The sequence below is a fragment of the Streptomyces sp. NPDC031265 genome (genome assembly GCF_055570295.1).
Window position 1 is genome coordinate 1 of sequence record NZ_JBVIHM010000032.1, and the last position, 13640, is coordinate 13640.

The 13640-nt window shown below is 71.2% G+C and carries 10 protein-coding genes and 2 pseudogenes; 9 read left to right on the forward strand and 3 right to left on the reverse strand.

Going from position 1 to position 13640, the window contains the following annotated elements:
• The first annotated feature begins 273 nt into the window (after nt 1–273).
• Nucleotides 274–1428: a type ISP restriction/modification enzyme gene (locus ACZ499_RS33645; protein WP_468680247.1), complete on the forward strand. Its 1155-nt coding sequence runs from the start codon at nt 274–276 to the stop codon at nt 1426–1428.
• Nucleotides 1429–1480: 52 nt separating this feature from the next.
• Nucleotides 1481–2709, forward strand: a pseudogene (locus ACZ499_RS33650) (CaiB/BaiF CoA transferase family protein).
• 92 nt (nt 2710–2801) lie between these two features.
• Here the strand turns inward: ACZ499_RS33650 and ACZ499_RS33655 are convergent.
• The gene (locus ACZ499_RS33655; protein ID WP_361375170.1) at nt 2802–3065 is read right to left on the reverse strand and encodes a hypothetical protein; all 264 of its coding nucleotides are present in this window, start codon (nt 3063–3065) and stop codon (nt 2802–2804) included.
• A gap of 256 nt (nt 3066–3321) precedes the next feature.
• On the opposite strand from ACZ499_RS33655, the gene ACZ499_RS33660 reads away from it, so the two are divergent.
• Nucleotides 3322–4932, forward strand: a complete 1611-nt coding sequence (locus tag ACZ499_RS33660; RefSeq protein ID WP_468680149.1) for a serine/threonine-protein kinase — start codon at nt 3322–3324, stop codon at nt 4930–4932.
• Between the two features lie 60 nt (nt 4933–4992).
• Here ACZ499_RS33660 and ACZ499_RS33665 read toward each other — a convergent pair whose 3' ends face one another.
• Nucleotides 4993–5802 carry an SGNH/GDSL hydrolase family protein gene (locus tag ACZ499_RS33665; protein WP_468680151.1) on the reverse strand — a complete coding sequence of 270 codons (810 nt, stop codon included), beginning with the start codon at nt 5800–5802 and terminating at the stop codon, nt 4993–4995.
• 331 nt (nt 5803–6133) lie between these two features.
• Here ACZ499_RS33665 and ACZ499_RS33670 point away from each other — a divergent pair, with 331 nt between their 5' ends.
• From ACZ499_RS33670 to ACZ499_RS33690, 5 genes and pseudogenes are all read left to right on the forward strand, one after another.
• Nucleotides 6134–6466: a hypothetical protein gene (locus tag ACZ499_RS33670; protein ID WP_468680152.1), complete on the forward strand. Its 333-nt coding sequence runs from the start codon at nt 6134–6136 to the stop codon at nt 6464–6466.
• A gap of 347 nt (nt 6467–6813) precedes the next feature.
• Nucleotides 6814–7707, forward strand: coding sequence for a glycosyltransferase family 2 protein (locus ACZ499_RS33675; RefSeq protein ID WP_468680154.1), 894 nt, complete (start codon nt 6814–6816; stop codon nt 7705–7707).
• Nucleotides 7704–8831 carry a glycosyltransferase family 2 protein gene (locus tag ACZ499_RS33680; protein ID WP_468680156.1) on the forward strand — a complete coding sequence of 376 codons (1128 nt, stop codon included), beginning with the start codon at nt 7704–7706 and terminating at the stop codon, nt 8829–8831. Before ACZ499_RS33675 ends, ACZ499_RS33680 begins: the two co-directional genes overlap by 4 nt.
• A 20-nt stretch (nt 8832–8851) precedes the next feature.
• Nucleotides 8852–9619: a polysaccharide deacetylase family protein gene (locus ACZ499_RS33685; RefSeq protein ID WP_468680249.1), complete on the forward strand. Its 768-nt coding sequence runs from the start codon at nt 8852–8854 to the stop codon at nt 9617–9619.
• 99 nt (nt 9620–9718) lie between these two features.
• Nucleotides 9719–10915, forward strand: a pseudogene (locus tag ACZ499_RS33690) (lipopolysaccharide biosynthesis protein); the annotation flags it as partial.
• A 53-nt stretch (nt 10916–10968) separates the two neighbouring features.
• Here the strand turns inward: ACZ499_RS33690 and ACZ499_RS33695 are convergent.
• Nucleotides 10969–12333, reverse strand: a complete 1365-nt coding sequence (locus ACZ499_RS33695) for a GH39 family glycosyl hydrolase (protein ID WP_468680158.1) — start codon at nt 12331–12333, stop codon at nt 10969–10971.
• A 150-nt stretch (nt 12334–12483) separates the two neighbouring features.
• Between ACZ499_RS33695 and ACZ499_RS33700 the strand changes: the two genes are divergently transcribed.
• Nucleotides 12484–13578 (forward strand): DUF5925 domain-containing protein, encoded by a 1095-nt coding sequence (locus ACZ499_RS33700; protein WP_468411975.1) that lies wholly within the window; start codon nt 12484–12486, stop codon nt 13576–13578.
• The last annotated feature ends 62 nt before the right edge of the window (nt 13579–13640 follow it).

Below are 13640 nucleotides of genomic sequence, written 5' to 3' on the forward strand. Positions count from 1 at the left end.
GCCCCCCGCTCCTCAAACGCCGGAGGGCTGAAACGTGGCCGCGCCCCCTTCTGCCTGCATTTAGGGGCGCGGGGAACTGCGCGACCAGCCCCCACCGAACCCGCAGACGAACCGAGGGGGTCCGGGGGCAGCGCTCCCGGGAAGCGAACCTCAACCCCCCACCCGGCCGCCCGCCCAGGGCTTGAGGGAACGGGCGGGGTGGGGGCACAACCACCCGTTGGACGCCTAGCATTGCCCCCCGTGAGTGACGACCTGCAGCCGCTCGACGACCTGATGCCGTGGTCCGTGGCGCCCCTACGCCCGGGGCGAACCTGGGTCACCGCCCCCGACGACCGCACGCTCAGAACCCGCTGGAACGCCCTCGTCCAAGCAGACAGCACCACCCGCGAACACCTCTTCCGCCCCACCCGCACCCGCACCCTCCACACCCGCGTCCCCGCCCTCCCTCTCCGCCCCACCAGCACCGCCCCCCTGGCCCTGGAATCCGGCCCCTGCCCCACCCCCCTCCGCTTCACCCACGGCCCCTTCGACCAGCAGTGGCTGATACCCGATCACCGCCTCCTGGACGCCGCCCGCCCGGAGCTGTGGCGCGTCGCCGACGAGCGGCAGGTGTTCGTCGTGGAGCAGGGGTATCTGCCGAAGGCCACCGGCCCCGCCCTCACCGTCTCCGCCCTGCTCCCGGACGGCCGCTCCCTCGCAGGCCGCCCGGGCCGCATCCGCCCCCTCTACCGCCGCCCGGGCGCCACAGAACCCAACCTCACCCCCGGCCTGCTCCCCTTCCTCGGCAAGGCGTACGGACACGAAGTCACCCCCGAGGACCTGCTCGCCTGGGTCGTGGCGGCCGCGCAGCACTCGCCCGCCGGGTGCGTGCTGCCGCTCACCTCCGACCCGCTGCTCTGGGAGCGGGGCGTCGGGCTGGGGCACCGGATCGTCGAACTGACCGTGCGCGGGGCGCGCGGTGGTGAGAAGCCCCGGCTGCCCGGCGGACGGCGGCCGTACGTACGGGCCGCGATCCCGGCCCGGCCGGACACCCTGCGGTACGACCCGGAGGACGAGAGCCTGTACCTCGGCGAGGGCCGGATCTCCCCCGTCCCGCCGGGCGCCTGGGAGTTCGAGGTGAGCGGCGTACGCGTACTGGGGCTGTGGTTCGAGCAGCGGACCGAGAGCGGCGAGCCCGGCACCCTGGAGGCCGTCCGGCCCGCCTCCTGGCCGCAGGAGTGGACCTCCGAGCTCCTTGAGCTCATCACCGTGCTGGCCCTGCTCGACGAACTGCGGCCGCGGCAGCGGGAGCTGGCCGACGGGCCCCGTCTCGCCCGGGACCGGCTCGTCGAGGCGCGTGTCCTGCCCGTACCATCGGCGGTCCGCCGCCCCGCCTCCGTACTCGACCATCATGAAGAGGGCCCGGACGGCCAGCTGGCCCTCCTCTGATCCAAAAGCAGACCCGTGACAAAAGCGGTCCGGCCACGATAAGCACGGCCCCATAAGCACTCCGCAGCCCCTCCCCCTCGACGGGATCACGGTCGTAGCCGTGGAACAGGCCGTCTCCGCCCCGTTCGCCACCCGTCAGCTCGCCGATCTCGGCGCCCGGGTGATCAAGGTCGAGCGGCCGGACGGCGGCGACTTCGCCCGGCACTACGACACCGCCGCCCGTGGCCTCGCCTCGCACTTCGTCTGGTGCAACCGGGGCAAGGAGTCGATCGCCCTCGATCTGAAGGACCCGCGCGGGCTCGACGTCCTGCGGCGGCTGATCGCCGGGGCCGATGTGTTTGTGCAGAACCTGGCGCACGGGGCCGCGGCGAGAATGGGCCTGGACGCAGCCACGCTCTGCGCCGCCCACCCCCGGCTGGTCGCGGTCGACATATCGGGGTACGGGGCCGACGGGCCGTACGCGCACAAGCGGGCGTACGACATGCTCGTCCAGTGCGAGGCCGGTCTGGTCTCCGTGACGGGGACGCCGGAGCAGCCCGTGAAGGCGGGGATCCCGGCCGCCGACATCGCCGCCGCCATGTACGCCTACTCGGGCGTCCTCGCGGCGCTGCTGCGCCGGGGTACGACCGGCCGGGGCGGCCCGGTGGAGATCTCGATGCTGGAGTCGCTGGCGGAGTGGCTGGGGCATCCCCTGCACCATGTGATGCACGGGGGAACGGAACCGGCGCGCACGGGGGTCGCGCACGCCGTCATCGCCCCGTACAACGCCTATGCGACGGCGGACGGCCAGGTGCTGCTCTCCGTACAGAACGACCGCGAGTGGCGGAGGCTGACCGAACAGGTCCTGGAGCGACCGGAGTTGGCCGAAGAACCGGCGTACGCGACCAACACCGCACGGACCGCGCACCGGGCGGAGACGGACAAGGCGGTCGGTGAGGCGCTGGCCGGGATGACCGCCGCCGAGGCGATCGCGCGCCTGGAGACCGCGGGCATCGCGTGCGCGCGGCTCAACACGGTCATGGAGGTCGCCGCGCATCCGCAGCTCGCGGCGCGCGACCTTCCCCAACCTCTGAATGAGCAGGGGAGACCCCACTGCGGGAGGTGGACTCGCCGACGGGGCCGCTGCGCGCGCTGCTGCCGCCGGTCGTTCTGCCGGGCGGCGCCGAGCCGAGGATGGGTGCGGTGCCGGCGCTGGGCGAGCACACCGAAGCGCTGCTGCGAGCCCTGGGGATGACAGAGGAGCTGACAGCAGCGCTGCGCCGGGACGGCGTGATCGCCTGAGTGTGGATCAGGGAGTCAATGATTTCTCAGGACATCGGTTCCCCGGGACGCCGGTTTCTCGGGGAAGTCACTGATCGTGAGCTGTCGTGGCTTCAGCCGCGGCTACCGAAGAGCGAGCGGCGAAGGCGCCGCAGCGGGGCGAAGAGCGAGACGCGGGCGCTCTTGCTCCTCCGGCTGTGCGCGGCGTCACGCGAGGTCAGTTCACGCATCAGCAAGGTCGCCTCCGCCGACTCCCGCAGCGGGACGGCGGGGCCGCCCAGCACCGAGAGGTGGCGGTCGAGCCGCGAGCTGGTCGCACTGCTCCCGCAGGTGATGGCAGGTACTCGCGCCCTGCTGCGCACTGTTATCTGTTCCATGTCACTCCCCACCCATACGAGGGCACCCGGCCCCGGGCAGGGTAACCCTATCGCCCTCGCAACACACTCGTGTATCCCGGCGGTGGGATTCACCTCTCCCAGGGAGGGGTTGACACGAGGCGCCGATTACTCTCCGAATACGCCTGATTCCAGGGCGAGTTGAACAACGCGTCCAAGGGGACGCTACCGCGCTGACCTGAGCTAACGTGGAGAGGATCCGCCGTTGTGGTCGCGCCCTCGCCGAGGAGGCCCGCCAGTGAGCGAAGTGCCGGGCAGTGAAGAGCGCGTGATCGGGGGCCGCTACCGACTGCTGTCCCCGCTCGGCCGCGGCGGCATGGGCGAAGTGTGGCGGGCGCGCGACGAGGTGCTGGGGCGCGAGGTCGCGGTCAAGGAGGTCCGGGCGCCGGCCGGGCTGGATTCCCCCGACGAACAACGGCTGTACGCACGCCTGGAGCGGGAGGCGTGGGCCGCGGCCCGGATCTCACACCGCAATGTGGTGACGGTCTACGACGTGGCGACCCACGACGGCCGCCCCTGGATCGTGATGGAACTGGTGCGCGGACTCTCGCTCTCCGACGTACTGGAGGCGGACGGGCCGCTGTCCCCGCAGCGCGCCGGGCACATCGGCGCCGAGATCGTCGCGGCCCTGCGCGCCGCGCACGACGCCGGGGTGCTGCACCGCGATGTGAAGCCCGCCAACGTGCTGCTCGCCAACGACGGCCGGGTGGTCCTCACCGACTTCGGGATCGCCATGGTGGTGGGCACGTCCACGCTCACCCTGACGGGCGAGGTGATCGGGTCGCCCGAATTCCTCTCCCCCGAACAGGCGTTGGGGCGCACACCGGGACCCGCGTCGGACCTGTGGTCGCTCGGAGTGCTCCTGTACGCGGCGGTCGAGGGCAGCTCGCCGTTCCGCCAGGCGACCCCGCTCTCCACCCTGCGGGCCGTGGTCGACGAGGAGCTGCCGCCGCCGCGCCGGGCGGGCGCGCTCGCCCCGGTGATCGGGGGGCTGCTGCGCAAGGACCCGGCCGAGCGGCTGTCGCCGGAGGAGGCCGAGCACCAGCTGCGCGTGGTGGGCGCCGGTGGTGAGGTACGGGACGCTCCTCCGCCGCACCCCGGGGCGTACGGGCCGACGGCCACTTCTGGGACGCCGGGCCACGGCCGGACGCCGCCGCTGCCGGTCCCGGTGGCGCCGGGAGCGTACGGACCGGGGACCTCGGAGCCCTCGCCGGGCCGCCAGAGGCAGGCGGGCGCCGTGCTGTTGGTCGGAGCCCTGATCCTGCTGCTCGCACTGGGCGGCCTCGCGTGGGCCCTGGCACACAGCGGAGACGGCGGAGGAGGCGACAAGAACGCGGGCACCCCCTCCGCGCCGGGCCCGGTCTCGCACTCCGCGCCGCACACCAGCAGCGCGGCCACCAGGAGCCACAGCGCCCCGAGCGCCACCACGGGCACCACCGGCACCCCCAGTTCCAGCGCGAGCAGCTCGTCGGCGCCCGCCCAGTCCGTGAAGGTCTACCTCCAGAGTGTTCGCGGAAGTTACGAGGGAACGTGCCCGCCGCCGGACGGCTCGGCTCCGGCCGTGGTCGCCACCTTCACCGTGGGCCGTACGCCGGTGGACGTCCAGTACCGCTGGGTGACGGCGGCCGGGGAGTCGTCCGACCCGGGCTGGAAGACGCTGAGCTTCGGGTCCGGTGACGCCAGGAGCAGGCAGGTGCAGCACATCGAGTCGGGGTTCGAGGCCGGCAAAACGGTCCACAACGCGGTGCAGCTGGAGGTGCGCTCACCGTTCGCGGCGAACTCCAACTCCGTTTCATACGCGGTCACTTGTACGGAGAAGACCCCGACGGGCGGGGCCTCCTCCTCGTAACACGGCGCCGGCGGGCGGTGGCTCGGGTTCACCCGCCGGCTGAGTGACGTCGGCCCGGGATCAGGCGACGCCCGCGAAGGTGGGCAGGTAGGCGCCGGACTGACCGGCGGCGGTGGGGTGGTAGGACTCGCCGATGTTGGTCCAGACGAGGCTGTTCAGCCAGGAGTTGCTGGAGCAGATCTCATGGTTGACGTAGGGCGGGACGACCGAGGCGAAGGTGTAGCCGTGGTCGGCCGCGCGCTTGGCGGTGACGGTGTTCAGCTCGTCCGCCGCGCCGTTGATCGCCGCGCGCGAGGTGTCGCTCAGCCCGCCGAAGCAGCTGCCGCCGATCTTGTAGAAGTGCGGGTAGCCGATGACGACGACATGGGCGTTCGGCGCCTTGGCTCTGATCGCGCTGTAGACGGAGTCGAGCTTTCCGGGCAGGACGGTGTCGGCGTAGGTGCGCGCCTGGTTGATGCGGTTGATGCAGGTGGACTGCGAGTTCAGGACGCAGGTGGTCATGACGTCGGCGAAGCCCGCGTCATTGCCGCCGATGGTGATGGACACGAGGTCGGTGGAGGAGTTGAGCGGGCCGAGCTGTTTGGCGGTCACATCGTCGGTGACCGCGCCTGAACACGCGGTGAAGGCGAACGAGGCGGGGGCGTGGGACGCCGCCCAGAGGGACGGGTAGGCCTTGGGCGAGCGCTTGCAGGCGCCGCTGGAGCTGTCGTACGTACCGGTTCCCACTCCTGAGGAGTAGGAGTCGCCGAGCGCCACGTAGTCGGTGCCTGTGGCCTGGGTAGCGGCGTTGGCCACGCCTGCCCCGGTGAGGGCGAAGGCTGCGGCCAGGAAGATCGACGACGCATAGGCCGTCATACGGGAGAGCTTCATGTGGGGGCCTCCTAGTGCGGGGTATCCGCCACAGATGTCGTACCAGCGAGTAGGAATCACCGGAAGTGGACATGCCAAGAACTTTCAGAAATCCGCTCCACCGGGGGAACCTCTGACCCTGAGCATCCGTCAATTGACCTTCACTGCACGGAAGTTCACCTGCACGCCCCTTGCCTTGACGGCCTCCCGGGGGTGCGCCACATTGAAACCTCGCTCACCCACGCAGAGGATCAGAGTGGCTTGGACGACATCGGCCCCACGGGGTCCGCGACATGACAGACCATCGGTTCACGCGGACCTGACGGCGGTCGCGAGCGGCGCCGCGCTCGCCGTGTCCGGAACCGGTGCCGTACTCGCGTACTTTCCGCTGGATTCGCCGCTGCGCGCCCCGTTGGCGCTGTTCTTCTTGATCGCCGCGCCCGCCGAGGCGCTGCTTTTCTCCTTGCGCCGACTGGAACCGCTCACCCGCGCGGTGGCGTCGTTCTCCGGGGCGGTATTCATCGATCTGATGATCGCCGAAATCATGGCGGTCGCCCATGTCCGGTCCGTACGTGGCGAGATCATGACGGTCGCCTTGATCAGCTTTCTTCTTTTCCTGGCGGGAACAGGAGTAAATAACTCCACAAACGACCGGTCGAGAACGGTCAAAAACCCAAAAACGTGAGGCCACGCTCCAAGGTCTTGCCATACAGTCCCAATCATCAATACCGTCTTACATCCACCCGCATCGGTCCATCATGCAAAGCGGCTCCAGGGGAGGGCTCAAGCGTCGCGATGGTGTGCCGGGCGGGGCGCGCTAGGGGGGTACCGTGCTCGGTCTTCGTGCGTCGTCGACCGGTCGCGGGCCGCGCGGCCAGCAAAGCCAGCTCACCCACACGGCACGGAATGCAAGACCTTCATGGCGGAATGCCAGCCCGTCATGACCGGGGTGAGAACCCCCCTTTCGTAACCGGACACACTTCCGGACCGCCCGGGGGCGGGCGGTCCACCGGACGAGAGGGTCAGAGACTCGTGAGCTCTTTTGTGCGCCCGGACAGCCGGGAACAAGATCCATCGGCCGAATTGCCGGGCCGGGAGGCGGACGGCCCCGCGTTGATCGCGACGGCCGATGACTCCGCCGCCCGAATACCGGCCTTTTCCGCGCACTACCGCGCGGTCTCGCCGAATCTCGCGATCGCGCCGCCGGTCAGCGTCGTGATCCCCGCCATGAACGAGGCGGAAAACCTCCCGTACGTCTTCAGGACACTTCCGGACTGGATCCACGAAGTCGTCCTGGTCGACGGGAATTCCACCGACGACACCGTGCAGGTCGCCCGTGAACTGTGGCCCGACGTCAAGGTCGTCAAGCAGGTCGGAAAGGGCAAGGGAGACGCTCTCATCAGCGGATTCGCGGCCTGCACCGGCGACATCATCGTGATGGTCGACGCGGACGGCTCGGCCCACGGCGAGGAGATCGTCAGCTATGTGTCCGCCCTGGTCGGCGGCGCCGACTTCGCCAAGGGCTCCCGCTTCGCCAACTGCGGCGGCACCGACGACATGACGCCCGTCCGCAAGCTCGGCAACTGGGCCCTGTGCGCCATCGTCAACCGCAAGTTCGGCGCCCGCTACACCGACCTCTGCTACGGCTACAACGCCTTCTGGAAGCACTGCCTCGACAAGATCGTCCTCGACTGCAGCGGCTTCGAGATAGAGACCCTGATCAACATCCGGATCGTCAAGGCCGGTCTGCGGGTCCAGGAGGTGCCCAGCCACGAGTACAACCGGATCCACGGCGTCTCCAACCTCAGCGCCGTGCGCGACGGCATCCGGGTGCTCAAGGTGATCCTCAGGGAGAAGGCCGTGCCCCGCAGCCACCGTCGGCCGCAGGTGACCGGCCTCAATGTCAGGCGGGGAGAAGCATCTTGACCGACCGTCAGACCCGCGACTTCTCCGTGGTGATCTGCGTGTACACCGAGGATCGCTGGGAGGACATCCTCGCGGCGGTCGCCTCGGTGCGCCACCAGTCGCGGCCGGCCCTGGAGACCCTGCTGGTCGTGGACCACAACCCGGCGCTGCTCGAACGGCTGGGCGGGGAGTACAAGGAGTGCGCGGCGGACGGGGAGGTGCGGGTGCTCGCCAACGCGGGCCCCCGCGGCCTCTCGGCCGGCCGCAACACCGGGATCGCCGCGGCGCGGGGTGCGTTCGTGGCCTTCCTGGACGACGACGCCGTGGCCGAGCGCGACTGGCTGCGGCACTTCCACGAGGGGTACGCCGACCCCCGGGTGATGGCGGTCGGCGGGCGCACCGAGCCCGCCTGGGCCTGCGGACGCCGGCCGGCCTGGTTCCCCGAGGAGTTCGACTGGGTGGTGGGCTGTACGTACCGGGGCCTGCCGCCCGGCCGGGTGCGGGTCCGCAACGTGCTGGGCGGCAACGCCTCCTTCCGGCGCACGGCGTTCGACGCGGCCGGGGGCTTCGCCACCGGCATCGGCCGCGACGGCGACAAACGGCCGCTGGGCTGCGAGGAGACGGAGCTATGCATCCGGCTCTCACGGGCCCTGCCCGACGCGGTGCTCCTGATCGACGACCGCGCGGTGATCCACCACCGCGTCCCGCCCGCCCGCGAGCAGTTCGGCTACTTCCGCACGCGTACGTACGCCGAGGGCCTCTCCAAAGCGCTGGTCGCCCGAAGCGTGGGAGCCGGCAAGGGGCTGGAGTCGGAGCGCCGCTATACGACGAGGGTGCTTCCGGCCGGTGTCGTACGGGGGCTGCGCGACGCGGTGCTCGGACGGGCGGGCGGGGCGGGGCGCGCGGGCGCGATCGTGGCGGGCGTCGCGGCGGCCGCGGCCGGCTATCTGCTGGGCGGCCTGCGGGCCCGCCGGGGCGGGACGGCCTTCGAGGTCGCCCCGATCGCGGCGACGGCGGAGGCCGGGATGCGGGCGGATGAACCGGATGGGGCCGAGCGGGACGGGCGCGAGCGGGACCGGAGCAGACCTGGCGGAGCCGAGCCGGGCGCGGACAAGTCAGCCGGGAACGAGGAGGAGGCCGCGTGAGTGCGCCCGTGCCGATCCTGATGTACCACGCGGTGGGCCACCGCCCGGCCGAGGCGGCCTACGGGCTCTCCGTCCCCCCCGACGCGTTCGCCGAGCAGATGGACGTGCTGGCCGACCGGGGCTTCACCCCGCTCACCACGGCCGGGCTGGCGCAGGCGTGGCGTACGGCGGGAGCCCTGCCGAGGCGCCCCGTCCTGATCACCTTCGACGACGGGTACGAGGGCGTGCACCGGCACGCCCTGCCGGTGCTCGCCAAACACGGCTTCGCCGCCACCCTCTTCGTCTCGACCGGCTGGCTGCGCGGCGCGCACGAGGAGGGCGGCGCCCTCGACACCATGCTCGACTGGGACCAGGTGCGCGAACTGGCCGCGGCCGGCACGGAGATCGGCGGCCACAGCCACACCCACCCGCAACTCGACCAGCTCACCGACGACCGGCTGTGGTTCGAGACCCTGCGCTGCAAGGAGATCGTCACCGAGGAGCTCGGCACCCGGCCCGCCTCCTTCGCCTACCCGTACGGCTACTCCAGCCGCCGGGTGCGCCGGACCGTCCGCGCGGCCGGGTTCGCCCAGGCTCTGGCGGTCGGCAACGCACTCGCCCGGCGCCGCCAGGGCCCGTACGCCCTGGAGCGGGTCACCGTACGGCGCGGAACCGGTATCGAGGAGTTCGAGCGGCTGGTCGAGGGGCGCGCCATCGGCCGCACCTTCGCGCGCGACCGCGCCCTCACCAAGGGGTACGCGATGGTCCGCCGGGGACGGCAGGCCGGGCGCGCACTGGCCGGAGGGTGAGCGGCGGCGGTGGCCGAGACGACCGCGGCCCGGCGGCGCGGGACGCATGCCCGGGAGAAACGTGACGGCACCCCGCTCTTCCGGAACGCCTATGCCCTGATGGTCAACACCGGTATCAGCGCGGTCCTCGGCCTCGGCTTCTGGCTGGTGGCCGCGCGGTACTACACGGAGGACGCCGTCGGCCAGGGATCGGCGGCCATCGCGGCGATGAAGTTCCTCGCCGGGATCACCGCACTCACCCTGACCGGCGCCCTGGCCCGGTACATCCCGGTGTCGGGCGCGGCCACCGGCAGGCTGGTGTTCCGCACCTACGCGGCCAGCGCCGTCGTCGTGGCCGTGGCCGCCGTGGTCTTCCTCCTCACGCTGAACATCTGGGGTTCTTCCTACCGTTTTCTGCACGGCTCGCTGCACGGCCTCGGCTTCGTCGCCGCCGTCGTCGGCTGGGCGGTCCTCACCCTCCAGGAGGGGGTGCTGACCGGGCTGCGCAGCGCGTTCTGGGTGCCGGTCGGCAACACCGCCTTCTCCACGGTGAAACTCCTGCTCCTGGTGGCGATCGCCACCGCGCTGCCCACCACGGGCGTCTTCGTCTCCTGGGTGGCGGCGATCGCGGTCTCCGTACTGCCGCTGGGCTGGCTGGTGTTCCGGCGGCTCGTGCCCCGCCATGTGGAACTGACCGCCGCGACCGCACGGCCGCCCGGCTACCGCGAGCTCGGCCGCTTCCTCGCGGGCGACTGCACGGGCTCGCTCTTCGCCCTCGCCGTCGTCTGTCTGGTGCCGGTGATCGTCGCCTCCCAGGTGAGCCCGTCCGACAACGCGTACTTCTACATCACCGCCACCATCGGCGGCACGGTGGAACTCCTCGCCATCAACATGGGCGCCTCACTGACCGTCGAGGGTGCCCACGACCCCGACCGCCTCGGCCGCAACGCGCGTGCCGCGCTGGTCCGGATGGCCAAGGTCGTGGTGCCGATCTGTGCCGTGCTCTTCGTCCTCGCACCGCTGGTCCTGCGGGTCTTCGGCCAGGCGTACGCGGACCACGCGACGCCGCTGCTGCGCCTGCTGGTGACCGGGGCCGCCCTCAGGGTGGTGATCGAGCTGTACTTCGCGGTGCTGCGCGCGCGCAGCCGCACCGCCGGACTCGCCTGTCTCCAGGGCGCGTTGTGCCTCTTGGTGCTCGGCTCGACCCTGGCCCTGCTCCCGCCGATGGGTCTGACGGGAGTGGGCATCGCCGAGGTGTCCAGCCTCGCGGTGATCGCGTTGATCGCGGCGGTGAAGCTGTACGGGTTGCTGCGGGCGGGGACAGGGACGGACACGGGAGCCGGCGCGGGCGTCGCCCCGGACGCCCCGGATCAGCGGTCGAGCCAGCGCACCTCGTAGGCGGCCAGCGGAACCGACCGGCCGTCGACGCGGGCCTGAACCGGGCGGTCCAGGGTGTTGACGACGAGGACGGACTTGCCGCTCGCCAGCACCCGTATCCCCGATATGTCGTCACCGGTGCTCTCGACGGCACTCCCGACCTTCTCGTACCGCGTGCCGGGCGGGAACTCCTTGGCGAACCGGGAGACCAGTCCGTACACCGGCAACGCCTCTCCACCGTCGGCCAGTTGGGTCGGCTTCCACAGACAGCCGGGGCACTGCGCGGTGGTCTGCTGCGGGCTCCAGTAGAACGCGGTGGTCGCCCCGCCCCGCACGATGGCGATCATCGCGGCGGCCTGGGCGGCGACCCGGCGCTGCTCGCTCCAGCCGGAGTTCTCCGGCTCCGTGTAGTACTCCGTCCACCACAGCGGCAGTCCGTCCGAGTGCTCGCGCAGCCAGTGGCCGACGTCGGTGAACTTGTCGAGCGCGGTGAACGGGTCGGGCAGCGCCTGGTTGTCGCGGGTGAACCCGGCGCCGTCGACGGCCACGAAGTCGGCGCCCTTCTTGTGCGCGTTCCAGTAGGTGAAGGCGTCCAGCACCCGCTGGTCGACCGAGCCCCAGGGCCCCTTGAGCTCGGAGGCGAACTGGGTGTCCGCCGGAGCGTAGCTGTCCATGGCCAGATAGGGGCCGCCCACCTGGTTGCCCTCGTTGACCTTCTTCAGCTCGTCGTGGACGAGGTTGTACAGCTGTGTGTACCCCTCGTAGTTCCAGCGCTGGCTGGTGTCGTCGAAGAACCCCTTGAACTCGTTCCACACCACGAAGTGGCGCACGTCCGGGTAGCGCCTGGCGACCGTCGCGGCGAGGTCCGCGAAGTCCTGGTAGTGCGACGGAAGGGGCGCGGACTCCAAGGACTTGAGGCTCCAGTCCGTGTGTTCCGCGCCCGCCTTGCCGCCCTTCATCCAGTCGGGCGCGCAGCACAGCGTGATCACGGGGGCGGATCCCGTGGAGCGGATGAAGGCGATGCGCCGGTCGAGGTCCGAGAAGTCGTACTCACCCGGCGACGGCTCCGGGTTGCCCGCCCCCCAGCCCATGATCGCCTGGTCCTGCGGCAGGGACTGCCCGGCAAGCAGCTTGCGGGCGCGCGCGACGGCCTCGGTGATGCCGCTGTCCGCGCTGAACTGGGTGTGGGTGAAGCCCCAGCCGAGCTCGGGGTCGTCCCGGGCGGGGCCGGTGGGGCCGCCGGCGCCGGACTTGCCTTCGGACGGGCCGCCCGTGGGGCCCGTCATGGCGAGGACCAGCGCGAGCACGGCCGCGACCAGGCCGAGCAGTGCGGCCGGAGCCCATACATGACGACGCATCACGATCCAGCCTATCGACGGAGATTGCCTTTCGGGCGTTTTTCAACCGAACACTCATGGAACGTCCCGCCCCCCGCCTCCGGTTCCCGCCCCGGTTCAACGGGACAAAACACCGTGCACGGCGGGACGTGTTGCCGGATCATGGAAGCCATGTCCGCGAACCCTGAAGCCACGCTGCCGATCCGGCTGAACGTGGACGACAGCGACTCCCCGTCCGATGTCGTCGACGCGCTGTTCCTCGGCCGGTTCGCCACGGGCGAGCAGCCTTTCTCGCACAGCTCCTCCATAGACCGGGTCAAGAAGGGCGTCAGCCTGCTGCCCGCGGGTGCGACCGTGCTGCGCGCGGCGCGCGACGACGACCGCAGCGCCACTCTCGCCGAGGGCGACGGCTGGACGCTGCTCGTCTCCCGCTGGAACCGGGGCGCGGACGTCACGGTGACCGCGACCAGCGAGGACCTCGCCGAGAGGGTGCTCAAGCAGGCCACCGAGGGCGCGGAGGACGAGCCGGAACCGGTGCCGGAGAACGTCACGATGGGCTTCTGGTACGTCTCGCCGCGCCGCGGCCCGCACCGCACCACCCGCCAGATCGCGGCCGGTACGTGGGAGGAGGTCCGCCCCAACTACACGGCACCGGTGGCCGAGGCGATGGACCATCTGATGAAGGTGACCCCCGACGACATCGCGGGCCGGCTACTGCTGCTCCACGGCCCGCCGGGCACCGGCAAGACGTCCGCGCTGCGCACGCTCGCCCGGTCCTGGCGCGACTGGTGCCAGGTGGACTGCGTACTGGACCCGGAGCGCCTCTTCAACGACGTCGGCTATCTCATGGACATCGCGATCGGCGAGGACGACGGCTCGGCGAAGGGCCGCTGGCGGCTGCTGTTGCTGGAGGACTGCGACGAACTGATCCGTGGCGAGGCCAAGCACACGGCGGGGCAGGCCCTGTCGCGCCTGCTGAACCTGACGGACGGCCTGCTGGGCCAGGGCCGCAACGTCCTGGTCGGCGTCACCACCAACGAGGACCTGGAGCGCCTGCACCCCGCGGTCGTCCGCCCCGGCCGCTGTCTGGCCCGTATCGAAGTGGGCCCGATGACGCGCCGCGAGGCGGTGACGTGGCTGGGCACGGAGGAAGGCGTCGGTCGCGAGGGCGCCACCCTGGCCGAGCTGTTCGCCCTGCGCCGCGGCACCACACCGCCGAGCGTCCCGGACCCCCGGGAGAGCGCGGACGCGGGGCTGTATTTGTAAGGGGGTGTATTTGTACGGGGCTGGTATTTGTTGGGAGCGCTCGGCTCGCGGCCGAAGGCTGC

Excerpts from the sequence above, each read along its gene's own strand:
- ACZ499_RS33685 (WP_468680249.1), top strand. The coding sequence starts at position 8,852 with ATGTACCACGCGGTGGGCCACCGCCCGGCCGAGGCGGCCTACGGGCTC.
- ACZ499_RS33645 (WP_468680247.1), top strand. The coding sequence starts at position 274 with ATGCCGTGGTCCGTGGCGCCCCTACGCCCGGGGCGAACCTGGGTCACC.
- ACZ499_RS33700 (WP_468411975.1), top strand. The coding sequence starts at position 12,484 with ATGTCCGCGAACCCTGAAGCCACGCTGCCGATCCGGCTGAACGTGGAC.
- ACZ499_RS33695 (WP_468680158.1), bottom strand. The coding sequence starts at position 12,333 with ATGCGTCGTCATGTATGGGCTCCGGCCGCACTGCTCGGCCTGGTCGCG.
- ACZ499_RS33665 (WP_468680151.1), bottom strand. The coding sequence starts at position 5,802 with ATGAAGCTCTCCCGTATGACGGCCTATGCGTCGTCGATCTTCCTGGCC.
- ACZ499_RS33655 (WP_361375170.1), bottom strand. The coding sequence starts at position 3,065 with ATGGAACAGATAACAGTGCGCAGCAGGGCGCGAGTACCTGCCATCACC.